Origin of the sequence: Bacillus sp. BF2-3, from assembly GCF_008368795.1 — a bacterium.
GTDB classification, from domain to species: domain Bacteria; phylum Bacillota; class Bacilli; order Bacillales; family Bacillaceae_G; genus Bacillus_A; species Bacillus_A cereus.
Window position 1 is genome coordinate 47,817 of the sequence record NZ_QOSA01000007.1, and the last position, 25,975, is coordinate 73,791.

A 25,975-nucleotide genomic window follows, 5' to 3' on the forward strand; every position below is an offset into this window, starting at 1 on the left:
ATCATTTTCGAAATAAATCACACTATAAGGAGTATACATATGAAAAAATCTATGCTTTTAAAATTAGTGAGTATTCTAGCAGTTTTCACTTTAATGTTAGTAGCTTGCTCAGATTCAAGTAAAGAAACTTCGAAGGCTAATAATAAAGATAATGGTAGTGATAAGCCAAAAACGGTTGAAATCACTGATGCTCATGGAACTGTTAAAGTCCCTGTAAACCCAAAGAATGTAGTTGCTTTGGATAACAGAACGTTTGAAACTTTATCTGATTGGGGAATTAAATTAGCGGCTGCTCCAAAGGATATCATGCCTGCTGATTCAGCATATAAAAAGGATGAAAAAGTTCAAAATATTGGGAATCACCGTGAACCAAATCTAGAAATTATTGCAGCGGCAAATCCTGAACTTGTAATTGTTGGTCAAAGATTTGCTGACCATTACGAAGAAATCAAAAAATTAGTACCAAATGCAGCAGTTATTGATCTTAATTTTGATGTTTCTGAGAAAGCTACTAAGCCTGGCGAAAACTTAGTAAAAGGACTTAAAGATTCTACAATTACTTTAGGAAAAATCTTTAATAAAGATAAAGAAGCTAAACAATTAGTAGCTGATTTTGATAAATCTATTGAAAAAGCAAAATCTGCTTATAACGGAAAAGATAAAGTTATGAGTGTTATCGTTACTGGTGGTAATATTGGTTTTGCTGCTCCACATTCTGGTCGTGTTTGGGGACCAATGTATGAAATTTTCGGTTGGACTCCAGCGTTAGAAGTTTCAAATTCTACTGCAGGTCATAAAGGTGATGACGTTTCTGTTGAAGCTATTGCACAAACAAATCCTGATTGGATTTTCGTATTAGATCGTGATGCTGCAACATCTGATGCAGCTAAGTCAACACCTGCTAAGGATGTTATTTCTAAATCACCTGCTCTTCAAAACACAACTGCTGTTTCTAAAAAACAAGTTATTTATGCACCAGAAGATACTTACACGAATGAATCAATTCAAACTTATATAGAGTTATTTGGAAATATGGCAAAAACTTTAGCTAAGTAGTGTAAAGGAGTACGAAACAGTGTCAAAAAATATGATTTCTAGGGTTGAGAATATTTCTCAACCCCAGTTTTATAATCAAAATAAAATATGGACAAAACCTTTTATAATAGCAGTTATAGTTGTTATAATTTTAGGGATTATATCACTGTTTACTGGAGTTTATGATATACGTGGACAAGAGGACGGGACAGAGATGTTTTTCATAACTCGTGTTCCGAGAACAGCTGCATTAATGCTTACTGGAGCTGCGATGGCGATGGCAGGGCTCGTCATGCAACTCATTACACAGAATCGCTTTGTTGAACCTACTACAACGGGGACTATTGAATGGTCAGGCTTAGGCCTGCTTTTTGTGTATTTATTATTTCCTGCCCCGACTTTAGTTCAAAGAATGACTGGTGCAATCATTTTTTCTTTTATAGGAACTATGATTTTCTTTCTATTTTTAAGAAGAGTTAAGCTTCGTTCGTCTTTAATTGTTCCGATTATTGGATTGATGCTTGGAGCAGTAATTTCTGCAGTGTCTACTTTTTTAGGACTCCTTTTTCAAAAGACGCAAAGTATTGAAACTTGGTTTGTAGGTTCATTTGCTAACATTCAGGTGGGAAGATATGAATATTTATGGCTGATTGTTATCATTACTTTTCTTATTTTTATGTATGCTAATAGATTGACTTTAGCTGGACTAGGAGAAGATGTCGCAACAAGTCTTGGAGTTAATTACAATAGAATTGTTCTTTTTGGGACTGCTCTTATCTCTGTTGCAGTTGGAATTGTTGCAGCTGTTATTGGACACTTACCTTTCTTAGGATTAATTGTGCCAAATATCGTTTCAATGTTTAGAGGTGATGATCTTAGGAGTAATTTACCTTGGGTTTGTGTGATCGGAATGGGATCAATAACTGCCTGTGACATCATTTCTCGAACAATTATACAGCCTTTTGAATTACCTGTTTCTTTAATACTTGCAACAGTGGGAGCAGTCGTGTTTATTACTATTTTATTGAGACAAAGAAAACCAAGGAGGCTACGATGATCACATTAGAATATAGAAAAAAAGAAAATGTCGAAATCGATTCTAGCCTTCATAATGAAAGTAGATCAGCTAGCGCTTTTCGGTCTAAGAAGGAAGCAAGACGTTATTGGATTTTACTGATAACATTGATTGCTTTAGGTCTTCTTTCTTCATATGGACTTTTAGTTTATAACAATCCAGTTCCGATAGATTCACCTTCTTTTATCCCAGTCGTTAAGAGAAGGATAGTAGCTATTGTTGCAATGATTATTGCTGCGGTTTGCCATAGCTTGTCGACAGTTGCCTTCCAATCTATTACGAATAATAAAATTATTACTCCATCGCTTTTAGGTTTCGAATCACTTTATTCAGCAATTCAAACGAGTACAGTATTCTTCTTTGGTGCTAGTGCGTTAATAAATTTTAATGGAATTGGATCATTTTTATTCCAAGTTGTTGTTATGGTCTTCATGAGTTTGATACTTTATGGATGGTTACTTTCCGGTAAATACGGGAATTTACAACTTATGCTTTTAGTTGGAATTATTATTGGTACCGGGCTAAATTCTGTGTCAACTTTCATGAGAAAACTACTTGCGCCTTCAGAATTTGATATTTTACAAGCAAGACTATTTGGTTCTGTTAATCATGCAGATCCTGCATATTTTCCTATTGTAATTCCTATGATCATAATTGTAGCGGTATTAATTTTTGCTCATTCTAAGAATTTGAATGTTTTATCACTAGGAAAAGATGTTGCTACTTCTTTTGGAGTTAAATACCAACCTAGTGTAATTTATACGCTTGTATTAGTAGCTATTTTAATGTCCATTTCAACAGCTCTAATTGGGCCACTTACTTTCTACGGCTTTTTAGTGGCAACTTTGAGTTATCAGGCAGCGTCAACTTATGATCATAGATATATTTTTCCGATGGCTTTTGCTATAGGATTTTTAATAATGACGAGCGCATACTTTTTAATGTATCATGTATTCCATGCTCAAGGTGTAGTTTCAGTTATTATTGAATTATTTGGTGGAATCATATTCTTAACTATAGTTTTAAGGAAGAGGGCTTTATGATAAAAATTGATAATGTTAAAAAGTTCTATACTGATAAGGTAAAAATAGGACCTTTGGATATTGAAATACCAAAAGCAGGCTTTACTTCTTTAATTGGACCAAATGGTGCTGGAAAGTCAACGACACTTTTGATGATTGGCAGACTTTTAGATATGGATGAAGGCCAAATTCAGGTAGCAAATATGGATGTTTCTGAATCCAAATCAAAAGACTTAGCAAAAGTTTTGACTATATTGCGACAAGAAAATCATTTTGTAACTAGGCTTACAGTTAGACAATTAGTTGGATTTGGGCGCTTTCCTTATTCAAAGGGAAGGTTGACTAAAGAAGATGAGGTTATCATTTCTAAATATATCGATTTCTTAGATTTAACTAGTTTAGAGAATAGATATTTAGATGAGCTTTCTGGTGGTCAAAGACAAAGGGCATATGTAGCGATGGTACTGTGCCAAGAGACGGAATATGTACTTTTGGACGAACCTTTGAACAACCTTGATGTTGCTCGTTCTGTTCAAATGATGGAGCATTTAAGACGTGCAGCTAATGAATTTGGAAGAACAATTTTGACGGTTATGCATGACATAAATTTTGCAGCTAAATACTCGGATAAAATTTGTGCTATGAAAGATGGACAAATTGCTGCTTTTGGAACAGTAGAAGAGGTTATGGACTCAACACTTTTGACAGATATTTTTGAAACAAAAATAGAAATTATTAATGGTCCTTATGGGCCAATAGCAGTTTATTAGTTATAAAATGTCTTGCGTAGATTATGCAAGACACTCTAGTTGAAGTTGCTGTCTGTATTTTATAGGCAGCAGCTTTTTTTATGTGATTACTCATAAAATGCAAAAGAATGCTTCACCTTTTCAAGTATGTACCAAGTGGAAAAAATATCTCTGTATAATTTTTTAAAAGAATTCAGCTTGTTTTTTTTATATGTAATATTGCATATCAGAGTGTATTGATAAAAGTGTAAGGGGTCACTATAATGAGGGCATAAAGATAAATCATATTTTCGTAGCAATAAAAAGGAGGAAATAATATGGAAATCGCAATGGCAGTTTTAAAATTTGTAGGTGGCGTAATCCCGTTAATTCAAGAACTTTTAAAAGCATTTATGTAAATTTATTAGTTAGCAATCATTTATCAATCATTATCATACTTTACTAAAAAAAGAACGGGGTGATTTTTCTGAATATTAAGAAAAACACTAAAAGAAGAAAGTTCCTTGCATGTTTATTAGTTAGTCTATGCACTATTAATTATTCATCTATTTCCTTCGCAGAAACACAAGCAAGTAATGCAACTGATGTAACCAAAAATGCTAGTGGCATTGATACTGGTATAGCAAATCTTAAATATAATAATCAAGAGGTTTTAGCTGTAAATGGTGATAAAGTAGAGAGTTTTGTTCCGAAAGAAAGTATCAATTCAAATGGTAAATTTGTAGTAGTAGAACGCGAAAAAAAATCACTTACAACGTCACCAGTCGATATTTCAATTATTGATTCTGTAGTGAATCGCACGTATCCAGGAGCTGTACAACTTGCAAATAAAGCTTTTGCAGACAATCAACCGAGTTTATTAGTGGCTAAGAGAAAGCCTTTGAATATTAGTATAGACTTACCGGGCATGAGAAAAGAAAATACAATCACTGTCCAAAATCCGACATATGGTAATGTAGCTGGAGCAGTAGACGATTTAGTATCTACTTGGAATGAAAAGTATTCTACAACACATACGTTGCCTGCAAGAATGCAGTATACGGAATCCATGGTTTATAGTAAATCGCAAATCGCAAGCGCTCTTAATGTTAACGCTAAATATCTTGATAACAGTCTAAACATTGATTTTAATGCGGTTGCAAATGGAGAGAAAAAAGTGATGGTAGCGGCGTATAAGCAAATATTTTATACGGTAAGTGCTGAACTACCTAACAATCCATCCGACCTTTTTGATAATAGCGTTACTTTTGATGAGTTAACTCGAAAAGGCGTAAGTAATTCGGCTCCACCTGTTATGGTTTCAAATGTAGCTTATGGTAGAACGATTTATGTAAAATTAGAAACAACATCTAAGAGCAAAGATGTACAAGCTGCTTTTAAAGCCTTACTTAAGGATAACAGCGTTGAAACAAGTGGACAGTATAAAGATATTTTTGAAGAAAGTACCTTTACTGCTGTAGTATTAGGCGGAGATGCGAAAGAGCATAACAAGGTTGTTACTAAAGATTTCAATGAAATCCGAAATATTATTAAAGATAATGCTGAATTAAGTCTTAAAAATCCAGCATACCCAATTTCATATACAAGTACTTTCTTAAAAGATAATGCAACTGCTGCTGTTCATAACAATACAGATTATATTGAGACGACAACTACAGAATATTCAAGTGCTAAAATGACACTTGATCATTATGGTGCTTACGTTGCTCAATTTGATGTATCTTGGGATGAATTCACATTTGACCAAAAGGGTAACGAAGTACTAACACATAAAACATGGGATGGTAGCGGAAAAGACAAAACGGCTCATTACTCTACAGTTATCCCTCTTCCACCGAACTCAAAAAATATAAAAATTGTAGCAAGAGAATGTACAGGTCTTGCATGGGAATGGTGGAGAACAATTATTAATGAACAAAACGTTCCATTAACAAATGAAATAAAAGTTTCAATTGGAGGAACAACATTATATCCAACAGCTAGTATTAGTCATTAAGTATAAAAAAAGCGCCCTATAAGTAGGGCGCTTTTTTACTTAGTCATAAATTTTATTCCTCTATTTGCCGGGCAGCCCGATTGATGAGGGCTGATTAATAATGTAATTCCTAATATAGTTAATCGGCGTTGATTTACTTCTTCACGTAAAATGGATTGAAATGAAATTCCTATTACTTGGACAAGTGTTGCTAAAAGTGTGGCAATTGGAGGAATAAAACTTTATGTTCCTTTGTTTTGGGCCAACTTAAGAAACTTTTGTAAAATGATAGGATTACAAAAATGTAATGTGGGTGTAAGGAAACTGGATTGTACCATCTTTATGGTTAAAGCATACTTAAGGTAAGGAAGATTTATATTTTAACGGGTATAAATCTTACAAGTAGAATAGAAAGGTTAGGTATTACCATATGAAATGGATCATGAGAATTTTTGTATTATTAGCTATAGTAGGAGGTGCTTTCTACTATATGAAGTCAGGGAATGGATACTATTTGACTAAACAATATTATGTAAAAGTAACGACTGATTCTAAAGTAGAAAACGAAAAATTGAGTAATGGAGAAGTTCTTACGTATCATGTTTACGATGAGAAGGTGTACGATAAAAAAGGGGAAGAAAGAGAACTGAAAATTTCCTTGCAAAATGAATTGGAAAAAAATCAATATTATTTGATTGATTGGGAAGATCGCCGTGGGATTGTTTCTAAAATAGCTAAAGTGAATCAAGCAAAAATAGATAAAGGTATTTTAGATAAGTTGAACGCAAATTCATAATATTTCAGGATAAGTTAATCAAAAGCTGTGTTAGCGTAAGATTTATAAGAAAAAGGTATTGTAGCAAAAATAAAAGAGGTTATTATAAAACAAAAAAGACCGAACCGTCTGGTTCTGTCTTTTTTTAGGAATGAAGAATGAATTTTACAAATGATGTGGCACAAAGCTGGATTGCTACAATTGGGATGACATGTATGAATAGTGGACTGTAACACTTATGTAGATGGTTTGCAGAGATATAAAATCAATATAGAAGAGGAGTATTATTATAGATGACTTATGTAACTACAATTTTATCAATAGCGGGTATCGTTATCATGTCTTTAGCAAGGATTAATTTTAAAATAAGGGCGTTTGCTAATAAACCAACTTGGGGTGGCTTCACTCTTCCCTTAATTCTAATTGGATTTATTTTATTTTGTATCGGTATGTTTTTAGGGTTTGTAAATCATCAACTATAAGGTGGGAATATTGTGAAGACGAAAAGCTACATGTTTTTCGTCTTTTCGTTCTCTTGCTTAATAAGAAAGATCCTGCAACTCAGTACAGGATCTTTAATCAAACGTATTTAAAAACTAAATTGTGGTTTCATATCACCTTTATAAGGTTCATGTTCAACGAATATAGTTATATCCTTACCAGCTTGGTCTTTACCAGTTCTTTTATACGTAAATTTATTCTTATTTAGTTCAGTAAGTTCAAGAGCAGCACCGTATTTGTTATTTCCAATTGAAACATGGGCTCTTATTTTATTTTCGTGTACAACATCGAAGTAGCCATAATCACCGCGGCTTTGACCTGTTTCACTATTGAAAAACTCATATTTATTAGATTTGTCATCAAATTTTGCTAAACTTATAAAATTCGAATTAAACTGTGTTACATCGTTACCAGCTTCGTCTAATACCTTTGTTCCGTGCCAAAGGGTACCGCCTAAAATTTTATCTCCATCAACGTTTTTAATAATATCTCCTGTAGTCGTGTTCAGCTGCTTGTCCGGATCAGTGAAAGAAAGTTCTTTTTCTTTATATGGAACATGTTCAACGAAAACTTCTACATCTTTACCGTTAGCGTCTTTCCCCATTCGTTTATAAGTAAATACATTTTTATTTAGTTTTGTCATGTCAACGACAGCTTGATACTTCATTGATTCTGAAATCAATATTCTCTTCTTCCCATCATTTGTGACAAAGAAAGTGCCTTTATCGCCACGACTTGCACCTGTTTTAGCATCAAAAAATTCATATCTGCCGGATTTCGCATCATATTTTGCAAGACCAATGAAGTTTGCATTCTCTTTTGTTAAGTCATTCTTATCTTTGTCATACACTCGTGTACCTTGCCAATTTGTCTCGCTAAGAATATTAGCCATTTTTTGCCCTTTAGTTAATTTATTTTCCTTTTTTGTTTCTTTAGCAACTTGTTCTTGTTTTTGTTTCCCATGATTTTCTTCAGCTTTAGTACCAGCACACCCTGTTAATGCTAATGTGAATCCGAGCAGTACGGATGATAGTGCTTTTGCTTTTTTGTTCATGTTTTATCGTCTCCTTATTTTATGATTTCAAGTAGTACGGTTAGCGATTATAGTAGCAGTGCGTCATATATGAACTTAGTTGCTACGTTTCTTATGTTAATACCTGACTATAAACTGCCTCTAAATAAAACATTAAAAAAAGATAAACTAATTCCTAAAATTTGTTCATATTTATAAAAAGGTCTTTTACATGGGGTGAATGTAAATTTCTCATTTTGAAAACGACGTAATTAAATGGGCGGATTCATATTATGCTTACAGTGCGATTTTAGATGTGATGTTATACTGTGTATAGGATTTTATGGGTGTATGTTGTGTCGGTTTTTGTCGGTAAGTCGATATTCTATGTCGAATCGTTGATATATTGTGAGTTATGATAGATATATTTGAAAAATCGTTGATATATTTTGAGGAGGGCTAAAAATGATTGTGAAAGAACGACAAATGCCGATGTATTTACGACAATTAGAAGCGTTATCTAGAAGATTACCTGCTCACCATCCGAAACGGGATATGGTTGCAGAAAGTTTAGCGAAGCATAAAGCGGGTTACAAAGGTGAACAAGCTATCAATTATCCATTAAGTTTTTTGCCAGAAGAAACATATAGTATTTTGCACGATATAAGGTTGTCTGATCAAAATCACCATTTTCAAATTGATACGATTATCATTTCAGCATATTTTCTTCTTTTCCTCGAAATAAAAAATATAGCAGGTACGTTACTATTTGATTCAAAGTTTAACCAGCTTATTAGAATATCAGAGGGGAATCCAGAAGGGTTTCCAGATCCAATTTTACAAGTGAAAAGACAAGAGGAACAGTTTAGAAAATGGTTAAGGTTAAATGGGTTTTCTCGTTTTCCGATTGAATCACTCGTTGTTATTAGTAATCCACGAACTATTATTAAATCTTCAGACGATAATCTCCCCAATAAAATTATACACAGTGCAAATTTACCTCATAAAATAAAATGGTTTGAGAGCAAATATAAGAAAAAAACTATAAAAAATGTAGACGATCTTATTTGTCAAATAGTAAGGAATCATACTCCATTACAGCAAAATATCCTCGAACAATTTAAAATTAAAAAAGGAGAATTGTTAAACGGCGTACGATGTGAGGTCTGTTCTATAATGCCGATGTTGAAAATAAAAAAAGGGTGGTATTGTTCAAATTGTAAAGCTATCTCTAAGGTAGCACATGAGGATGCGATACATGATTATGTACTTCTTATTAGTAGGACTTGTACAAATATGCAGTTAAAGGAATTTCTCCACGTTCAATCGAGTGCAACAGTTCATAGACTCCTTAAAACAATGAACATCCCACACACCGGCACTAATAAAGGACGAAAATATGATTTAACGCACCTTCAATTATAATTTTGCTATAATAAATATGTACTTATACGAAGGGGAGTTTAATGAGAAAATGAAATCATTCAATATTGATCATTTTATCGCGAGTGTTTTACAGTGGATATTAAATATAGCGCTAATTATATTATCCATTGTCTTATCTATCTTTTTAATTAATGAGACGATTACTTTTATTCAATACATATTTTCAGCGAAGAAGTATACGTCTTATAAATTGGTTGAAAGTATCATCGTCTATTTCTTATACTTCGAGTTCATTGCATTAATTATTAAGTATTTTAAATCGAACTATCATTTCCCGTTACGTTATTTTATTTATATCGGAATTACGGCCTTAATTCGATTGATTATTGTGTCTCATGAGGAACCGATGGAGACGTTATTATACGCAGGAGCAATTCTTGTTTTAGTCATTGCTTTATACATATCAAATATGAGAGATTTGAGAAAAGAGTAGTAGTGCAGACATAAGTTTGCACTACTTTTTTATATCTTGACCTTCAAGTTGCTTGAAAGTTTACAATGTAAATAGGGCGTTTGAAATTGAAAAAAATTGAGAAATTAAGTGAAGAGGTTTCTTTTACTTGGAGGTTATAGAAATGAGTCAGGAATTGAAGTTACGTCCATTAGAACGAGAAGATTTAAAGTTTGTACACGAACTGAATAATAATGCGCATATTATGTCGTATTGGTTTGAAGAGCCGTATGAGGCATTTGTGGAGCTGCAAGACTTATATGATAAACATATACATGATCAAAGCGAACGCCGATTTATCGTTGAGAAAGACAATGAAATGGTTGGATTAGTTGAGTTAGTAGAAATCGATTATATTCACCGTAGAACAGAATTCCAAATCATTATTGATCCGAATTATCAAGGATATGGTTATGCAGTGGATGCGACGCGTTTAGCGATGGATTACGCTTTTTCCGTACTAAATATGCATAAGATTTATTTAGTTGTGGATAAGGAAAATGAAAAGGCAGTACATGTTTATAAAAAAGTTGGGTTTATGGTAGAAGGTGAGCTTATCGATGAGTTTTTCGTTGATGGTAACTATCATAATGCGATAAGAATGTGTATGTTTCAGAAGCAATATTTTGAAAACAAGTAGTTGAAAGATTCGGAAGTAATGTTGACGCTTCGTAAAACCGTATGCTAAAATCCTTTTTAAGTATTAAGGAAGGTGCATAATATGCTTTATATAAAATTTGTAAAACTCATTAGAAAACTTTGCTCCGCACAAATGTATACGGTGAAGCGTTGTACGGAGCTTAATCAAGGGGCATAAATCCCCTATATTCATCGGCTGAATAACTTTTCTAAAAAAGTATAGTTTATCTATGCTTATTTCGTTATGGTTTTTCAGCTGGTGTATAAAATAGATTAAGGGGCCATAGACAATGCTTTGTCTATGGCCCTTTGTGTATATTATTCCGATGAGTCTTTACTATAAATTGGAGTAGTATAGGAAAAACCACGAAGCAGAGGGCTAGTGTCGAATGACGCTATCTCTCTGCTTTTTTTAATTTCAAGAAAAGAGGAATAAAAATGAGTTTACTTAAAGTGGAAAGTTTATCACATAGTTTTATAGATAAAGTATTATACGAAAATGCTTCTTTTGATTTGCATAAAGGGGAGCATATGGGAATTGTTGGACAGAATGGTGCAGGAAAAAGCACATTAATGAAAATATTGGTGGGGGAAATTATTCCTGATAAGGGAGACATAAAGTGGCAACCTAATATTCAAATTGGACATCTTGATCAATACGCAGAAATTGATGAGGGTTACACCATTTCACAATATTTAAAGAGAGCCTTTTATGATTTGTATGAAATGGAAAAGAGAATGAACAAGTTATATGAAGAAAGTGCGATGACTGGAGATGAAAATCAACTATTGAAAGCGGCAGAAATTCAAGGACTGCTCGAGGCTCATGATTTTTATTCAGTAGATAGTATTACGAATAAGGTGGCAGCCGGTTTAGGTATTGATGTGATTGGGATGAATCGTGTGATTGGTGAATTAAGCGGAGGGCAGCGTGCAAAGGTAATTTTAGCGAAGCTCTTATTAGAAGAGCCTAATATTTTATTGCTAGATGAACCGACGAATTTTCTCGATAAGGAGCATGTGGAGTGGCTTGCTAATTATTTAATGAATTTTGAAGGAGCGTTTATTGTCGTATCACATGATTTTGATTTTCTGGAAAAGGTAACTTCTTGCATATGTGATGTAGAGTTCGGAACAGTTAAGAAGTATTACGGCAAATACTCAGATTTTGTAAGACAAAAGGAGCATTTGCGAAAAGATTATATTCGCCAATATTATGCACAGCAAAAGAAAATTGAAAAAACGGAAGAGTATATTCGTAGAAATATTGCTGGGGTGAATTCAAAAATAGCGCAAGGTCGTAGAAAACAATTACAGCGTATGGAAAGAATTGCGCCACCAAGTTTTACTCATAAACCGTCTATTCATTTTCAGGAACTTCCCATTTCAGTTCAGACAGTTCTTGAAGTAAATAACCTTGAAGTTGGTTACGACTTCGCTCTCTTACCAAAGTTGAATTTTTCAGTAATGGGTAGGCAAAAACTTGTTATTACAGGTTTCAATGGAGTAGGAAAATCTACTTTATTAAAAACAATCGTTGGAAATATTGATAGTATTTCTGGAGAGTTTCACTTTTCAGAGCAAATAAAGATTGGATATTATGAGCAAGATTTAAATTGGAGCAATGATTCTTTAACGCCGCTTCAAATTATTTCAGAACAGTTTCCTAAACTGAATATGAAGGAAATACGCCATCATTTAGCTGCGTGTGGAGTGAAGGATACGCACGTTTCGCAAGAAATTCGTACGTTAAGTGGTGGTGAACAATCGAAGGTGAAACTGTGCGGATTATTATTATCACCTTGTAACTTATTAATTTTAGATGAGCCGACAAATCATTTAGATGCAGAAGCGAAGGAAGCTTTACAAAAGGCGCTAATTAAGTTTAAGGGCAGCATTATACTCGTATCTCACGAAGCGAGTTTTTATCTTGATTGGGCAGATAGCATCTTTCATATAGAGACAGGAATAGTTAAGGGGGTGTGAAACATATGAGTGAAAACAATTGGAAAACGAAAATTATATTATTTTTGACCGCTCAAACTATTTCGTTGTTCGGTTCCTCTCTCGTACAATACGCGATTATATGGTATATCACCCTTACAACATCATCAGGAGTGATGTTGACTATTTCAACTGTTTGCGGTTTTCTACCACAAATTGCGATATCTTTGTTTGCAGGTGTTTGGATTGATCGTTATGACCGTAAAAAGATGATTATGTTATCGGATGGAATTATAGCGATTGCGACGTTAGTTTTAGCAATTTTATTTTTAACAGGATATAAAAGTATTTGGTTACTTTTTATTGTGTTACTCATTCGTTCAGCTGGAACAGGAGTACAAACGCCAGCTGTGAATGCATTAATTCCGCAAATCGTTCCGAAAGAGTATCTTATGAAAGTAAATGGAATAAATAGCAGTATTACATCTTTAATTATGTTTCTTTCTCCAGCAGCAAGTGCGGCGATTCTTTCTATTGCCAGCATTGAAACAACATTTTTTATTGATGTTATTACGGCTATGATTGGAATTAGTATTATGCTTATCATTCAAGTAGAGGGACATGTGAATGCAGAGAATAAGCAAAAATCTAATCTACAAGGAATTAAAGAAGGATTCTCTTATTTAAAAGAAAATGTATTTATTAAAAGGCTAATCGTTTTATTGATTATCATCATGATTTTAATAAGTCCAGCTGCTTTTTTAACACCTTTAATGGTAACTCGTTCTTTCGGGGCCGAAATGTGGAGACTTACTGCTAGTGAGATGACCTTTAGTGCTGGTGCGGCAGCTGGTGGCGTATTGATTGCCGCGTGGGGTGGTTTTCGTAATCGTATGCATACAACAGCGCTAGCTTGTGCATTATATGGACTGCTTATGATTGGACTCGGAATAGCACCGATATTTATTATGTATTTAGTATTTAATTTTTTAATTGGTATAACGATGCCGTGCTTCAATACACCAGTTACTGTGTTATTGCAGGAAAAAGTAGAACCATCAATGCACGGACGGATGTTCAGTCTTGTACAAATTGCGAATTCATGCGCGCTTCCTCTAGGAATGATAATATTTGGGCCATTGTCGGATATGTTTAGTGTAGAGATTTTGTTAATTTATGCTGGGATATTCGTGCTATTTTGCGCAATGTATATTGTATTAAGCAAGAGGTTTGAAGTGTAAATATTTATAATACAGAGGGTTTGCGAAGTGATTTAATATGCTTCGTAAACCTTTTTGTTATTATTCTAGTCAATAATTATTTATTGTTAAACGATAAATAATTATTGACTGTTAATGGTTTTTTGGATAATATGATGTTAAGAATCTAAGGAGAATTACATGAGTAGAGGAGAATGTGAAATGAAAAATAAATACGTAGTAGCTATTTCTTTCATGATTTTAGCGATTATTTCTTTAACTATACATGCTTCAAACAGTAAAGTAGGAGCGGATGGATTCCTTGAAGAACCTTTCTTTTTCCTAGTACCGATAAGTTATGTATTGTTCCTTAGTGGTATTGGCGTATTATTATTTGGATTTATTACTTCAAAGCTGAAAAAGGGCAATAAATAGGGGTTACCAATAGGGACAAAATACTCACTATGAAATAGAAACATACCATATGGAAGAAAAAGAATAAGTGAGATGAATCATGATGAACCATCATTTTTATAATGGAAGACAAGTAGGAGCAGCTATTACGCTGGCTGGGGCACAGGGAACAATTCATGCTATGAATCAAGCTATTCAAATGCAACAACAAGCATATTTTGCACAAATGATGCAAAGTCAGTATATGCCGTATTCACAGCTTCCGATGCAAATTGTACATTACGATGTACATCCAGCTGGTTTATTTTCTATTCCATATGGCGGGACATATTTCTTATGAAAGAAAGCGACTCAATAGAGTCGCTTTTTTTCATATTCCGCCTAGCTTCATTCCAAGGAATGCGAAGAGGATACCAATTATGTACGTAGCGCTTAAGTATAAAAGGAAAGTGCTAATATTTTTTCGATTGAGAAGTTGAACGGCTTCTAGTTTAAACGTAGAAAATGTAGTGAATGCACCCATAAATCCAGTACCTAATAATAGTTGCCAGCCTGTAGTAACTCCGTTGCCGATTATATATCCAAGTAAAAACGCCCCTGTTATATTAATAAGGAATGTAGCAAGTGGAAATTGTGTTTTATTTCTTTTCTTAAACCAATTGCTAATTGCAAATCGTGTAATCGCACCGAAAAATCCTCCTGTTGCGACTAATAAGGCTTCTATCATGAGTAATCACCTTCCGTAAGAGATTTCTTAATTAAGAAATCTCCAAGTGTATAGCCAAGGCCAGACATAATGAGGCCACCAAGTATGCTACATGATACATATAAGAAGGCTATGCTCCACTCAGAATGATTGATCAATTGCACAGTTTCTACACTAAATGTTGAAAAAGTCGTAAAGGAACCGATGAATCCAGTTCCGATGCCTGTGATGACCTCTGAAGGTAAGATGTTTAGCCGGGCGATATAAGTAGTTAGCCACGCTAAGAAGAAGCAACCGATTAAGTTAATGAGTAATGTTGCTAATGGAAATGAATGATGCCAAAATGTGGTGATATTAAGACCTAAATAATAACGAGAAAGAGCTCCTAATATACCGGCAATGCCGACGATAATATAAATCAATTTTCTCACCTCTTTAAATAGATTGCTCAAAAAAATAGACTCCTACCAGTATGTATACTGGTAGGAGTCATTAGCTAAGCAGCGTTTATGGCGAACTCCATCGCCTAGGATCATTACATATAGTGTACTAAATATACCGTTTAAATTCCAGTGAGGAGGTGGGTGTAACGTTTCTTTTTTTGATGTCTGAAGGTTTTTCAAGTAATTAAAATGGGATCGATTACTTATCAACTAAATATAGTGATATACGGTTTTAATTATGATAAAATGTTTCTTATGTGTGTCGTTTTGTTTTATTTGACTGAAAATAAAGAAAAATAAATTCGCGTGAAAAGGAGTCATTTATTTGAAGAAATTTTTAAAAATCGTATTTACATGTGTTTTAGTAGTAGCGGGCATTGTAGGAGGATTTCTAGCGTATATGACACTTACTAAAGAACAGCCTGCTGATGTTATAAGCTTGAAGGTGGAGAATAATAAGGAGCGCGTATTAGCGACTGGAAATGAGTTTAAAGTTACAACATTTAATATTGGATATGCTGGGTTAGATAAGGATCAAGATTTCTTTATGGATGGTGGAAAGGGATCTGGTTCAAGTAGTAAAGAGCAAACGGAAACTAATTTAAAGAATATGCTTTCGTTTTTACAAAATGAGAATAGTGATTTTGCACTATTACAAGAAGTTGATATAAAGTCACTTCGTTCATTTGATGTAAATGAACATGAATTTTTGAAAAAAGGATTACCTGATTATGTTTCGTCATTTGGCAAGAACTACGATACGAAATGGGTTCCAGTGCCAATAATAAATCCAATGGGATATGCGGAGGCTGGATTAAGTACGTTTTCTAAATACACTGTTCAAGAAGCGAAGAGGTTCCAGCTTCCTGGAATGGAGCCTTGGCCAAAGCGTTTGTTTGATTTAGATCGAGCAATTGTGGAATATAAAATTCCTGTTAATAATGGGAAACATGTTAGACTCGTAAATTTACATTTGTCTGCTTATGATGAAGGCGGGAAAATTAGAAAACAGCAAGTAGAGTACTTAAAAGAATATATGAACAAGCATTATGAAAATGGTGATTACGTAATAATGGGCGGAGATTGGAATCAATTAGTTTCAAACGCTCAATTAAGTGATCCGAAGTTCGTGAAAGAGCGCCCTGAGTGGTTAGTAGAGTTACCGAAGGACTTTACGGACGGTGGCTTTAAGTGGGCTGTAGATCCGTCTGTTATGACTGTGAGAGATGATGTAAAGAAATATGTAGAAGGTGAAAATTTCGTCACTATTATTGATGGCTTTATCGTTTCACCGAATGTAGAGATTGTAAATGTACAAGGGAAAGATTTAAAGTTTGAAAATAGCGATCATAACCCAGTAAGTGCGGTATTTAAACTGAAGTAATTGATATGTATAAGTAGAAGGTGGGGCTTCATATGGAGTGGTTAAAGAGGACTTGTTTTTCTAACCTTGAGAAAGAATCACAGAAAAATCATTTATTACTGTTTATAACGATTTGTAGTTTCTTTCTTGGGATAATCGCAATTGGGTATTATGGATATATTTTTACAGAGAGAGCAATAGCGTTTTGGATTTGTGGTATTTCTGTCGTTGCATTTGGAACGCTGTTTACTTTTATAAAAAGTATGGAATCAGCGTATAAATATATCATGACATTTATGTTGCTTACAATGTCTTACATTATGGTACAAGCTTTTAATGAAAGCCCGGCTGTATTTCAAATGGTCTATTTTACATTAGCTGTTTCACTTATTTACTTAAGTGAGCGTCTCATTTTAATTCTTGGCGGGGTAGCTGTTGTGATCACATTTATCCTTTGTAGCTATTGGCCGGAGCAATTTTTTGCTTATACAGCCTCGTCTGAAGCTGCTAATTTCGCAAGTTTGTTAGCGATTGTAACAATCGCTATGTGGGGCGTCACGAAAATCGGTTCTAATTTGCTCCTTCGTTTAAGTGATGAGAAGCAAGAAGTAATGAGCAAAGCTCAGGAGTTAGAAGAGACGCAAAGACTTATTGAAGAAACAGTTGTGAAACTAGATAGTAATTTCAATCATTTAAGACAAAATATGAACACGTCGATGGAATCGATGAGTGAAATTAATTTTGCCTTTGAAGAGGTGGCAGTTGGTACGCAATCACAATCAGAGATGATGTATCGTTCGGTAGAAGTATTGAATGATATGGAGGGAAATATTGAACAAATCATCTCTCAAGTAAGAACTGCATCGGCTCGTGTGGATGAAAGCTTAGAAATTTCAAAAGGTAGTGTACATACTCTAAGAAATTTTGAAACTAACATGAGAAGTTTAAATGATGTTGTTTCACAGTCTGGAATTATATTTAGAGATTTAATGATGCAATCGAAACAAATTAATGAAATTGTAGATGTAATAACGAATATTTCAAGTCAGACGAGTTTGCTAGCTTTAAATGCAAATATTGAAGCTGCGAGGGCAGGCGAGCATGGAAAAGGTTTTGCTATTGTAGCGAGTGAAGTGTTAAAGCTTGCTGAAGAATCAAATCGTTCTGCGGGAAGAATTCAAGGGATTTTGAAGGAGTTTAGTAATCAAGCAAGTAAGGTAGAAGTGCAAGTAGAAAAGTCAGAAAGAGTACAAGAAGAATGTAACGAGATGTTAGCAAGCGTTTTAACAAATGTAACTGATTTAGGGAAGTTTATTGATGCGATTAATGAAGTAATGCGAGAGGTTGTTGTTCATCAAGAAAGTTTCCAAGTTAAAACGACGAATATCGTAAAGGATGTTACGCATGCTTCTAACGTAATTCAGCAAACTTCTACAGCTACAGAAGAAGTGCTAGCGAGTGTGGAAGAAGAAAAACATCGAAATGATACGTCAGTGAAGACGTTACAAACTGTTAGCGAGCAAGTGAAGTTGTTAGAAGATATTTTAGAAAAGTAATATTGCTTGGAAAGAGCACGAATGATGTGCTCTTTTTTCATTGAAACGAATACTTGATAGGAATTTAATTGCTTTTCTGCGCGTTTTCTGCCAAGCTTAAGGAGATAAAATTCAGCTAATAGCGGAATTAAAATACTTCAAAGAAAGAATTAAATAGGTGACGCATATGATCGAAGTTAAGACTTCTGAACTTAGTGATGGAGAATTTAATAGAGGTGTATTTGCAACTCGTGATATTAAAAAAGGTGAGTTGATACACGCAGCACCAGTTATCTCTTATCCGAATGAACAGCATGAACATATTGAGAAAACATTACTTGCTGACTACGCATTTGAGTATGGAATCAATCATACGGCAATCCTTTTAGGATACGGTATGTTATTTAATCATTCATATACACCGAATGCAACGTATGATATTGTCTTCGAGAACCATACGTTTAACTTCTATGCTTATAAGGATATAAAAGCAGGAGAAGAAATTTTAATCAATTATAATGGTGAAGTTGATAACGATGAGCTGTTATGGTTTGATAAAGAAAAAGAAGAGAACGAAAAGTAATATAAAGAGTATAGAAAGAGCACATTCTGTCGGATGTGCTCTTTTTTTATTGATGTAAATAAAGTAAAAAGTACAAAAAAATACCACTTTCTTTTTGTGTGGTATAGTAAGATACTGAGGGATAGTGTTTTGAAAAAGTCACATATTTTACAAATTGTTGTCTTTCTGATGACATGTCAAGTTTAGTAGTCCATTTGGGTTGCTTTATTATGCAATATATATTTTAATATGAGTGGCACCTCTTATAAATTAAGAGGTTTATAGGTGTCTCGAATTGATTTTGGGTACACTGTATCCACCACTTTAGGTTCTTTCATGTACGTGGGGATATTATGGGCCCGTATAACGGGATAAAATGAATATAGAAATAGAGGAATCGTAAAATGAATATGCAAGAGGTTTATAAATATTTAAGTACGGTATTGCCTGAAGGACATGTTAAACAAGATGAAATGTTAAAGAATCATACGCATATTAAAGTTGGCGGAAAAGCAGATGTTTTTGTTGCGCCTACAAATTATGATGAAATTCAAGAAGTTATTAAATATGCGAACGAATATAATATTCCAGTTACGTTTTTAGGAAATGGATCGAATGTCATTATTAAAGATGGTGGAATTCGCGGGATTACAGTAAGTTTAATTCATATTACAGGTGTTACTGTAACAGGAACGACGATTGTAGCACAGTGTGGTGCAGCAATTATTGACGTATCACGTATTGCCTTAGACCATAACTTAACGGGTCTTGAGTTTGCTTGTGGTATTCCAGGTTCAGTTGGCGGAGCATTATATATGAATGCTGGTGCATACGGCGGTGAAATTTCGTTTGTATTAACAGAAGCTGTCGTAATGACAGGTGATGGAGAGCTACGTACTTTGACGAAAGAAGCATTTGAATTTGGATATCGTAAGAGTGTATTTGCAAACAACCATTACATTATTCTTGAAGCGAGATTTGAACTTGAAGAAGGTGTACATGAAGAAATTAAAGCAAAAATGGATGATTTAACGTTTAAACGTGAGTCAAAACAGCCTCTAGAATATCCTTCATGTGGTAGCGTATTTAAGCGCCCACCAAATAACTTTGCTGGTAAGTTAATTCAAGACTCAGGACTACAAGGTAAGCGAATTGGTGGAGTAGAAGTTTCTTTAAAACACGCTGGGTTTATGGTGAATGTTGATAACGGAACAGCACAAGATTACATCGATTTAATTCACTTCGTACAAAAGACAGTTGAAGAGAAATTTGGCGTGAAGTTGGAGCGAGAAGTAAGGATTATTGGAGAAGATAAGGAATAAAGAAATACGTATGAAGATATGAATTATTTTAAAATAATATTTGGGTATTGTTGACAATTTGTTTTCAATTCAATATAATGGCTAATAATTTAACAAATAACATACGTTGAAAGAGCCCAGTAGCAGTTTGTCACTGTTAACGAGAGAGCTAGGGGTTGCTGGAACCTAGCACAAACAAACTTGTGAATTACACTCTGGAGTATCTTAGGTAATGCTAAGCGGACTGGCAATCGATATTATTGCTAAGAGTGGTATGAGTAGCTATGCTATTTATACAAACTGGGTGGTAACACGGTGAATAATCGTCCCTATGTCTATCGTAGACATAGGGGCTTTTTTGTTTTTAAAAAATAAAGGGGATGACAAAAGATGAATATTATTGATGAATTAGAATGGCGCGGCGCCGTTAATCAACAGACTGACGAAGAAGGCTTACGTAAGCTAGTAGAAGAGAAAAAGATTTCACTATACTGCGGAGTTGATCCGACTGGTGATAGTATGCATATCGGACATTTGATTCCGTTTATGATGATGAAGAGATTCCAATTAGCTGGTCATCATCCTGTTATTTTAATTGGCGGGGCAACAGGAACAATTGGTGATCCGAGTGGACGACAATCAGAGCGTCAACTTCAAACGTTAGAAGTGGTTCAGCATAATGTAGATGCGTTAACAGCACAAATGAAAAAGCTATTTGATTTTGGTGGAAATAGCGAAGTGAAGATGGTAAATAACTATGATTGGACACATGAAATAAATATTATTGAGTTTTTACGTGATTACGGGAAAAACTTTAGCATCAATAGCATGTTAGCGAAGGATATTGTAGCAAGCCGTTTGGATACAGGTATTTCTTTCACGGAATTCACGTACCAAATTTTGCAAGCGATGGACTTCCATCATTTATACACGAAAGAGGATGTTCAACTGCAAATTGGTGGTAGTGACCAATGGGGAAATATTACGAGTGGTTTAGATTTAATTCGTAAGTTAGAAGGTCATGAGGCGAAAGTATTCGGATTAACGATTCCGTTATTATTAAAATCGGACGGTACGAAGTTTGGTAAATCAGCGGGTGGTGCGGTTTGGCTTGATCCTGAAAAAACGACACCGTTTGAATTTTACCAGTTCTGGGTAAATACAGATGACCGTGACGCAATTAAATACTTGAAATACTTTACGTTCTTAACGAAAGAGCGTATTGATGAATTAGCAACGAAGGTAGAAGCGGAACCTCATAAACGTGAAGCGCAAAAAGTATTAGCGGAAGAAATGACGAAATTTGTTCATGGAGAAGAGGCGTTCCTGCAAGCTGAGAAAATTACAGCAGCGTTATTTAGCGGAGATATTAAATCGTTAACAGCTGATGAAATTGAACAAGGCTTTAAAGAAATGCCAACATTTCAGTCTTCAAAAGAGACGAAAAACATCGTAGAATGGCTAGTTGATTTAGGAATTGAACCATCTAGACGACAAGCGCGTGAAGATATTAATAACGGAGCGATTTCTATGAATGGTGAGAAAGTAACAGATGTGGGTACAGATGTTACTGTAGAAAATTCATTTGATGGACGATTTATTATTATCCGTAAAGGGAAGAAGAATTACAGTCTTGTGAAGTTAGGCGAATAGTTTGTGTGAAAGGATGGGAGTAGGAAGAATACTTCCATCTTTTCGTATACACAATTTGGATATAAAATAATCAGTAAATTTAGATAATTAAAAGGGTTATACGATTCTTCTGCCGAATAAATAAGTTAGAGAAAATTACGGATAAAAATAGCCCGAACCATGCAGGGCATGATTCGGGCTTATATTCAGATTAGTAAGCTAAGCTGAATAGACCTTTAATGTGTGATAAGTAACGAACGTTACTTGCTTCTTTCATTAATGATGCTGGTAAGCCTTTAAGTGGAGTATTGCTTGCTCCAATTGTAGCAACCGCATCTTTACGTCCTAGACTAGCAAGTGTTCCAGAGTTTACAGGTGCGAACTCTTCGAATGCTTTGCCTTCTAGTGCTGCGTATAAGTTGTATCCAATTAACTCACCCATTTGCCAAGCGATTTGTGCAGTTGGTGGGTATGGACGTCCGTCTGGAGCGAAGACAACAGCGCTGTCTCCAGCAACGAATACGTCTTTGTGAGAAGTAGATTGTAGGTATGCATCAACTGTTGCACGTCCACGGTTAACTTCAAGACCTGATTCACCGATTAATGGGTTACCTTGTACGCCGCCCGTCCAAACGAATGTGTTAGCAACAAGTTTTTGACCGTCTTTTAAGTCGATTTCGTTGCCAGCAACGTTTGTTACAGGAAGACCAGTTAAGAATGTAACGCCGCGCGCTTCTAGGCTAGTAGTTGCACGTTCGATTAAGTGGTCTGGTAATACTGGAAGGATTTTTGGACCTGCTTCAACAAGAAGAAGTTTCACTTCTTTTGGATTTACGCCGTGGCTTTTTGCAAGTTTAGGCATAATGTCAGCAAGCTCACCAACTAGCTCAACGCCAGTTAATCCGCCACCACCGATTACGATTGTAGCATCAGCTTCGTTTTTCGTTTTCGCGTATTCACGAATACGGTCTTCAACGTGTTTGTAGATTTTATTTGCATCAGCAGCAGATTTTAATACCATGCTGTTTTCTTCTAGTCCTGGAATACCGAAGTAAGCAGTTTTACTTCCTAAAGCAACTACAAGTGCATCGTAAGATAAAGTAGTGCCGCCAGCTAGTTTGATTTCTTTGCTATCAACTGAGAATGACTCAACTGTTGCGATTTTAAGATCGATATCTTTACCTTTGAAAAGCTTTGTAAGTGGCATTGCAACTGCTTGCTCAGACACGTTACCAGCTGCAAGGCGGTGTAGTTCAGTGATGATTTGGTGCGTTGGGTATTGGTTAATCACTGTAACTTGTGCTTCTGATTTACTGTAATATTTACGTACGTTTAAAGCGGCAAGAAGACCGCCATAACCAGCGCCTAAGATGACAATTTGTTTTGACATAGTATGATATCCCCCGTCTTTACTAATTGTTGTTATAAGTTAACTTATTTATTGTTACGTTCTGCACTAATTTGAAGATATGCGTTCACAAAGCGGAACATTTTTTGTGCTTGTGGATCTTTTAATAATTTTAATAGACCGAACAGGCCGATAACTTCGTTGCTTTCGTCAGCACGATCTTTCGCTTCGATTGCAGTAGCAGCCATGCTTTTCACTGTATCTTTTACAGGTTCTACAAGCTCTGTGATTGCACCAACAGTGTCGCTTTTTAATACTTCATCAGTAGCAACAGTTTGAGCGAAGTCATAAGACTTAGTTAAAATGTTAACAAGCTCAGTTAATTTTGGAAGCTGTTCTACTAGTGTTGTTAATGATTCTTGTACCTCAGGTTTTAACAACTGATCAAGTACATCAAGTTGTCCTTGGCTAGCAGAAATTTGTACAGTTTCTTGTTCTGGCTTTGTTTGAGTCATAGTTTCTGGCATCTCCAATTCTCCTTTACGATAGCAATACTCTTATTTTTTATAAGTAAGATAGTAAACGGTTACGAAACTTTATACAAAGTTTCACAAAACACAATAAAATGCCTTTAAATTTATGACAGCAAGTAAGCTGCAAACATAAATCTAAAACCATAACGTCTTACTTATTATTTATGAACTGTCCGATACATGGCTTGTCCGCATAATGGAAAAGCTCCGTTACCGGAAAGTGTATATAATATATATCCTATATTATATACTATATACACCTATGTTAACATAAAAATGATTCCTAATTATTTGATATTGAGTGTATAACGTAGTGCTGACAAGGTATGAAAGCGTATAAAATATTTTGTTCCAGTTAGAAATGTACATATATATAAAGAAAAAAAGGAAGAAACGAACAAATTCATGTTCGTTTTTCCTTTTTCCTATTATTCACCTTCCGCAATTAGCATCGATGTGTTACCTTCTTTTTCAAGATGGCATTCGCCCCAAGAACAAAGAGAATCAAGAATGGATTCTAAAGACCAACCGTAATCGGTAAGAGAATATTCTACTTTTGGCGGGACTTGATTGTATACTTTTCTTTGAATAACGCCGTCGTCTTCTAATTCACGTAATTGCTGCGTTAACATTTTTTGTGTAATACCAGGCATTGAGCGTTTTAATTCACTCGTTCTCTTTGTACCTTTCGTTAAGTGACAAAGAATAACAACTTTCCATTTGCCGCCGATAACTTCTAAAGTCGCCTCTACAGGAATATTGTATTTCTTCATATGAAATCCTCCCTTTGTGAGTAAAATAAGTTAAATCATACAAATGTTACTTTTTAGTACCTATAGCACTTTAAAGTACGTACTTTTTATCATGTTAAATATGTTTCATAATAGCACATGTAAGAGGCAAATGAGTAGTACGGTACCAAAAAGTGACTATGTTACTTTTTAGTGCCTATCGTACTTTAAAGTGCGTTCTTCAAAAAAGGAATGAAACCATTCATAATAGCATTTGTAAGTATGAAATATATTTTTTAGAAGATAAAAGGGCCTTTTTATCATACTATTATGATTGGATTTCTTGTAATAAGGAGGAATTCAATTGAGTTCATATACAGTACCATCTTCGGAAGCTCAGACGAGCCGAAGAAGTATGTTTGCTTTATTAGCGCTAGCAATTAGTGCGTTTGGGATTGGTACGACCGAGTTTATTAGTGTCGGTTTACTACCATCTATTTCAAAAGATTTAAATGTTTCGGTTACAACAGCCGGTTTAACGGTTTCCTTATATGCGTTAGGAGCAGCGGTAGGAGCTCCTGTTTTAACGGCGTTAACGGCTAGTATGTCGCGAAAGACATTATTAATGTGGATTATGGTTATTTTCATTATTGGTAATGGCATTGCGGCGGTAGCAACAAGCTTCACTGTATTAATTATTGCAAGAATTGTATCTGCGTTTGCACATGGTGTGTTTATGTCAATTGGATCTACAATTGCAGCTGCAATCGTACCAGAGAATAAACGTGCTAGCGCAATTGCGATTATGTTTACTGGATTAACAGTTGCGACTATTACTGGTGTGCCAATTGGAACATTTATCGGTCAACAATTTGGCTGGAGAGCGTCATTTATGGCGATTGTTGTAATTGGAATTATTGCTTTCATCGCAAACAGTATACTCGTCCCATCTAATTTAAAAAATGGTGTACCTGTATCGTTTCGTGATCAATTTAAATTAATTAAAAATGGAAGACTATTACTTGTTTTCATTATTACTGCACTTGGATACGGCGGTACATTCGTAACATTTACGTATTTATCTCCGTTATTACAAGAAGTAACAGGATTTGAAGCAAGTACTGTTACTATCATTTTATTAGTGTATGGAATCGCAATTGCGATAGGGAATATGGTCGGCGGAAAATTATCGAATCATAATCCGATTCGAGCGCTATTTTACATGTTCTTGATTCAAGCGATTATATTATTTGTTTTAACATTTACAGCGCCATTTAAAGTAGCTGGATTAATCACAATTATTTTCATGGGACTATTCGCATTTATGAATGTTCCGGGGCTACAAGTATATGTAGTTATATTGGCAGAGCGCTTTGTTCCGAGTGCGGTTGATGTTGCTTCAGCAATTAATATTGCCGCATTTAACGGAGGGATCGCTTTAGGTTCTTATATAGGTGGCCTTGTAACGAATTCATTAGGATTAATCCATACTGCTTGGGTAGGTGGCCTTATGGTAGTAGCCGCTGTTATTTTAACAGCGTGGAGCATGACATTAGAAAAAAGAGATCAAGTAAAATAAAAGGA

At 34.8% G+C, this 25,975-nt stretch carries 26 protein-coding genes, 1 riboswitch and 1 other annotated feature; of the genes, 20 read left to right on the plus strand and 6 right to left on the minus strand.

Features of this window, described 5'->3' with window-relative positions:
- The first annotated feature begins 39 nt into the window (after nt 1-39).
- The 7 genes from DN401_RS07730 to DN401_RS07760 all read left to right on the plus strand — a co-directional run bounded on the left by DN401_RS07730 (nt 40) and on the right by DN401_RS07760 (nt 7,113).
- Nucleotides 40-1,056 carry a siderophore ABC transporter substrate-binding protein gene (locus DN401_RS07730; RefSeq protein ID WP_000749448.1) on the plus strand — a complete coding sequence of 339 codons (1,017 nt, stop codon included), beginning with the start codon at nt 40-42 and terminating at the stop codon, nt 1,054-1,056.
- A 19-nt stretch (nt 1,057-1,075) separates the two neighbouring features.
- Entirely contained in the window at nt 1,076-2,092 is a 1,017-nt protein-coding gene (locus tag DN401_RS07735) for an ABC transporter permease (protein ID WP_000042077.1), read from the plus strand.
- A complete protein-coding gene (locus tag DN401_RS07740) occupies nt 2,089-3,153 on the plus strand; it encodes an iron chelate uptake ABC transporter family permease subunit (protein ID WP_000631245.1) in 1,065 nt (354 codons plus the stop codon). The genes DN401_RS07735 and DN401_RS07740 overlap by 4 nt, the downstream gene beginning before the upstream one ends.
- On the plus strand, nt 3,150-3,902 hold the full coding sequence (locus DN401_RS07745; RefSeq protein ID WP_000590071.1) for an iron ABC transporter ATP-binding protein: 753 nt from the start codon (nt 3,150-3,152) through the stop codon (nt 3,900-3,902). The genes DN401_RS07740 and DN401_RS07745 overlap by 4 nt, the downstream gene beginning before the upstream one ends.
- Nucleotides 3,903-4,338: 436 nt before the next feature.
- A complete protein-coding gene (alo, locus tag DN401_RS07750; protein ID WP_000576727.1) occupies nt 4,339-5,877 on the plus strand; it encodes an anthrolysin O/cereolysin O family cholesterol-dependent cytolysin Alo in 1,539 nt (512 codons plus the stop codon).
- A 409-nt stretch (nt 5,878-6,286) separates the two neighbouring features.
- Nucleotides 6,287-6,652 (plus strand): YxeA family protein, encoded by a 366-nt coding sequence (locus DN401_RS07755; protein ID WP_002164645.1) that lies wholly within the window; start codon nt 6,287-6,289, stop codon nt 6,650-6,652.
- Between the two features lie 272 nt (nt 6,653-6,924).
- Nucleotides 6,925-7,113, plus strand: coding sequence for a hypothetical protein (locus DN401_RS07760; RefSeq protein WP_149287650.1), 189 nt, complete (start codon nt 6,925-6,927; stop codon nt 7,111-7,113).
- 107 nt (nt 7,114-7,220) lie between these two features.
- On the opposite strand, the gene DN401_RS07765 is transcribed toward DN401_RS07760, so the two are convergent.
- Complete coding sequence (locus DN401_RS07765) at nt 7,221-8,186, minus strand: DUF4822 domain-containing protein (protein WP_001034141.1); 966 nt, start codon at nt 8,184-8,186, stop codon at nt 7,221-7,223.
- Between the two features lie 423 nt (nt 8,187-8,609).
- Here DN401_RS07765 and DN401_RS07770 point away from each other — a divergent pair, with 423 nt between their 5' ends.
- The 7 genes from DN401_RS07770 (at nt 8,610) to DN401_RS07800 (ending at nt 14,577) form a co-directional block, all read left to right on the plus strand.
- Nucleotides 8,610-9,569 carry a nuclease-related domain-containing protein gene (locus DN401_RS07770; protein WP_000635763.1) on the plus strand — a complete coding sequence of 320 codons (960 nt, stop codon included), beginning with the start codon at nt 8,610-8,612 and terminating at the stop codon, nt 9,567-9,569.
- Between the two features lie 49 nt (nt 9,570-9,618).
- A complete protein-coding gene (gene psiE / locus DN401_RS07775) occupies nt 9,619-10,023 on the plus strand; it encodes a phosphate-starvation-inducible protein PsiE (protein WP_000834704.1) in 405 nt (134 codons plus the stop codon).
- A gap of 142 nt (nt 10,024-10,165) precedes the next feature.
- On the plus strand, nt 10,166-10,681 hold the full coding sequence (gene speG, locus DN401_RS07780; RefSeq protein WP_000076830.1) for a spermidine N1-acetyltransferase: 516 nt from the start codon (nt 10,166-10,168) through the stop codon (nt 10,679-10,681).
- A 437-nt stretch (nt 10,682-11,118) separates the two neighbouring features.
- Nucleotides 11,119-12,666 (plus strand): ABC-F family ATP-binding cassette domain-containing protein, encoded by a 1,548-nt coding sequence (locus tag DN401_RS07785; protein WP_000054858.1) that lies wholly within the window; start codon nt 11,119-11,121, stop codon nt 12,664-12,666.
- Nucleotides 12,667-12,671: 5 nt separating this feature from the next.
- Nucleotides 12,672-13,865, plus strand: a complete 1,194-nt coding sequence (locus DN401_RS07790) for an MFS transporter (protein ID WP_001293752.1) — start codon at nt 12,672-12,674, stop codon at nt 13,863-13,865.
- 180 nt (nt 13,866-14,045) lie between these two features.
- On the plus strand, nt 14,046-14,258 hold the full coding sequence (locus tag DN401_RS07795) for a DUF3955 domain-containing protein (RefSeq protein ID WP_025118109.1): 213 nt from the start codon (nt 14,046-14,048) through the stop codon (nt 14,256-14,258).
- A 79-nt stretch (nt 14,259-14,337) separates the two neighbouring features.
- The gene (locus tag DN401_RS07800; RefSeq protein WP_000980930.1) at nt 14,338-14,577 is read left to right on the plus strand and encodes a DUF3947 family protein; all 240 of its coding nucleotides are present in this window, start codon (nt 14,338-14,340) and stop codon (nt 14,575-14,577) included.
- A 30-nt stretch (nt 14,578-14,607) separates the two neighbouring features.
- Here DN401_RS07800 and crcB (DN401_RS07805) read toward each other — a convergent pair whose 3' ends face one another.
- Together crcB (DN401_RS07805) and crcB (DN401_RS07810) are read right to left on the minus strand one after the other, a co-directional pair.
- A complete protein-coding gene (crcB, locus tag DN401_RS07805; RefSeq protein ID WP_000568587.1) occupies nt 14,608-14,964 on the minus strand; it encodes a fluoride efflux transporter CrcB in 357 nt (118 codons plus the stop codon).
- Nucleotides 14,961-15,365 carry a fluoride efflux transporter CrcB gene (crcB, locus tag DN401_RS07810; RefSeq protein ID WP_000639315.1) on the minus strand — a complete coding sequence of 135 codons (405 nt, stop codon included), beginning with the start codon at nt 15,363-15,365 and terminating at the stop codon, nt 14,961-14,963. The genes crcB (DN401_RS07805) and crcB (DN401_RS07810) overlap by 4 nt, the downstream gene beginning before the upstream one ends.
- Before the next feature lie 54 nt (nt 15,366-15,419).
- A riboswitch (Fluoride riboswitch) is annotated at nt 15,420-15,479 on the minus strand.
- Between the two features lie 232 nt (nt 15,480-15,711).
- Between crcB (DN401_RS07810) and DN401_RS07815 the strand changes: the two genes are divergently transcribed.
- The 5 genes from DN401_RS07815 (at nt 15,712) to tyrS (ending at nt 21,800) form a co-directional block, all read left to right on the plus strand.
- Nucleotides 15,712-16,770 carry an endonuclease/exonuclease/phosphatase family protein gene (locus DN401_RS07815; protein WP_000714050.1) on the plus strand — a complete coding sequence of 353 codons (1,059 nt, stop codon included), beginning with the start codon at nt 15,712-15,714 and terminating at the stop codon, nt 16,768-16,770.
- A gap of 32 nt (nt 16,771-16,802) precedes the next feature.
- Nucleotides 16,803-18,305 carry a DUF4077 domain-containing protein gene (locus DN401_RS07820; RefSeq protein WP_149287651.1) on the plus strand — a complete coding sequence of 501 codons (1,503 nt, stop codon included), beginning with the start codon at nt 16,803-16,805 and terminating at the stop codon, nt 18,303-18,305.
- A 166-nt stretch (nt 18,306-18,471) separates the two neighbouring features.
- On the plus strand, nt 18,472-18,867 hold the full coding sequence (locus DN401_RS07825; protein ID WP_000573649.1) for an SET domain-containing protein: 396 nt from the start codon (nt 18,472-18,474) through the stop codon (nt 18,865-18,867).
- 383 nt (nt 18,868-19,250) lie between these two features.
- Nucleotides 19,251-20,168: a UDP-N-acetylmuramate dehydrogenase gene (murB, locus tag DN401_RS07830; RefSeq protein ID WP_001057102.1), complete on the plus strand. Its 918-nt coding sequence runs from the start codon at nt 19,251-19,253 to the stop codon at nt 20,166-20,168.
- Between the two features lie 97 nt (nt 20,169-20,265).
- Nucleotides 20,266-20,481, plus strand: a binding site (T-box leader).
- A gap of 56 nt (nt 20,482-20,537) precedes the next feature.
- Nucleotides 20,538-21,800, plus strand: a complete 1,263-nt coding sequence (gene tyrS, locus DN401_RS07835) for a tyrosine--tRNA ligase (RefSeq protein ID WP_001021088.1) — start codon at nt 20,538-20,540, stop codon at nt 21,798-21,800.
- A gap of 190 nt (nt 21,801-21,990) precedes the next feature.
- On the opposite strand, the gene DN401_RS07840 is transcribed toward tyrS, so the two are convergent.
- The 3 genes from DN401_RS07840 to DN401_RS07850 form a co-directional block, all read right to left on the minus strand.
- The gene (locus DN401_RS07840; protein WP_000043202.1) at nt 21,991-23,169 is read right to left on the minus strand and encodes an NAD(P)/FAD-dependent oxidoreductase; all 1,179 of its coding nucleotides are present in this window, start codon (nt 23,167-23,169) and stop codon (nt 21,991-21,993) included.
- A 44-nt stretch (nt 23,170-23,213) separates the two neighbouring features.
- Nucleotides 23,214-23,654, minus strand: a complete 441-nt coding sequence (locus DN401_RS07845; protein ID WP_001115309.1) for a DUF1641 domain-containing protein — start codon at nt 23,652-23,654, stop codon at nt 23,214-23,216.
- Between the two features lie 434 nt (nt 23,655-24,088).
- On the minus strand, nt 24,089-24,433 hold the full coding sequence (locus DN401_RS07850; protein WP_000760481.1) for a winged helix-turn-helix transcriptional regulator: 345 nt from the start codon (nt 24,431-24,433) through the stop codon (nt 24,089-24,091).
- Between the two features lie 373 nt (nt 24,434-24,806).
- On the opposite strand from DN401_RS07850, the gene DN401_RS07855 reads away from it, so the two are divergent.
- Nucleotides 24,807-25,970 carry an MFS transporter gene (locus tag DN401_RS07855; protein ID WP_002026553.1) on the plus strand — a complete coding sequence of 388 codons (1,164 nt, stop codon included), beginning with the start codon at nt 24,807-24,809 and terminating at the stop codon, nt 25,968-25,970.
- Nucleotides 25,971-25,975 lie beyond the last annotated feature (5 nt).

What these genes read in the sequence shown, in the direction of transcription:
- speG (WP_000076830.1), top strand. Translation starts at nt 10,166, where the DNA reads ATGAGTCAGGAATTGAAGTTACGTCCATTAGAACGAGAAGATTTAAAG.
- DN401_RS07855 (WP_002026553.1), top strand. Translation starts at nt 24,807, where the DNA reads ATGTTTGCTTTATTAGCGCTAGCAATTAGTGCGTTTGGGATTGGTACG.
- DN401_RS07755 (WP_002164645.1), top strand. Translation starts at nt 6,287, where the DNA reads ATGAAATGGATCATGAGAATTTTTGTATTATTAGCTATAGTAGGAGGT.
- DN401_RS07740 (WP_000631245.1), top strand. Translation starts at nt 2,089, where the DNA reads ATGATCACATTAGAATATAGAAAAAAAGAAAATGTCGAAATCGATTCT.
- DN401_RS07795 (WP_025118109.1), top strand. Translation starts at nt 14,046, where the DNA reads ATGAAAAATAAATACGTAGTAGCTATTTCTTTCATGATTTTAGCGATT.
- DN401_RS07785 (WP_000054858.1), top strand. Translation starts at nt 11,119, where the DNA reads ATGAGTTTACTTAAAGTGGAAAGTTTATCACATAGTTTTATAGATAAA.
- tyrS (WP_001021088.1), top strand. Translation starts at nt 20,538, where the DNA reads ATGAATATTATTGATGAATTAGAATGGCGCGGCGCCGTTAATCAACAG.
- DN401_RS07730 (WP_000749448.1), top strand. Translation starts at nt 40, where the DNA reads ATGAAAAAATCTATGCTTTTAAAATTAGTGAGTATTCTAGCAGTTTTC.
- DN401_RS07800 (WP_000980930.1), top strand. Translation starts at nt 14,338, where the DNA reads ATGATGAACCATCATTTTTATAATGGAAGACAAGTAGGAGCAGCTATT.
- DN401_RS07770 (WP_000635763.1), top strand. Translation starts at nt 8,610, where the DNA reads ATGATTGTGAAAGAACGACAAATGCCGATGTATTTACGACAATTAGAA.
- DN401_RS07850 (WP_000760481.1), bottom strand. Translation starts at nt 24,433, where the DNA reads ATGAAGAAATACAATATTCCTGTAGAGGCGACTTTAGAAGTTATCGGC.
- DN401_RS07845 (WP_001115309.1), bottom strand. Translation starts at nt 23,654, where the DNA reads ATGCCAGAAACTATGACTCAAACAAAGCCAGAACAAGAAACTGTACAA.
- DN401_RS07760 (WP_149287650.1), top strand. Translation starts at nt 6,925, where the DNA reads ATGACTTATGTAACTACAATTTTATCAATAGCGGGTATCGTTATCATG.
- DN401_RS07840 (WP_000043202.1), bottom strand. Translation starts at nt 23,169, where the DNA reads ATGTCAAAACAAATTGTCATCTTAGGCGCTGGTTATGGCGGTCTTCTT.
- DN401_RS07825 (WP_000573649.1), top strand. Translation starts at nt 18,472, where the DNA reads ATGATCGAAGTTAAGACTTCTGAACTTAGTGATGGAGAATTTAATAGA.
- crcB (WP_000568587.1), bottom strand. Translation starts at nt 14,964, where the DNA reads ATGATAGAAGCCTTATTAGTCGCAACAGGAGGATTTTTCGGTGCGATT.
- DN401_RS07790 (WP_001293752.1), top strand. Translation starts at nt 12,672, where the DNA reads ATGAGTGAAAACAATTGGAAAACGAAAATTATATTATTTTTGACCGCT.
- DN401_RS07745 (WP_000590071.1), top strand. Translation starts at nt 3,150, where the DNA reads ATGATAAAAATTGATAATGTTAAAAAGTTCTATACTGATAAGGTAAAA.
- psiE (WP_000834704.1), top strand. Translation starts at nt 9,619, where the DNA reads ATGAAATCATTCAATATTGATCATTTTATCGCGAGTGTTTTACAGTGG.
- DN401_RS07820 (WP_149287651.1), top strand. Translation starts at nt 16,803, where the DNA reads ATGGAGTGGTTAAAGAGGACTTGTTTTTCTAACCTTGAGAAAGAATCA.
- DN401_RS07765 (WP_001034141.1), bottom strand. Translation starts at nt 8,186, where the DNA reads ATGAACAAAAAAGCAAAAGCACTATCATCCGTACTGCTCGGATTCACA.
- murB (WP_001057102.1), top strand. Translation starts at nt 19,251, where the DNA reads ATGAATATGCAAGAGGTTTATAAATATTTAAGTACGGTATTGCCTGAA.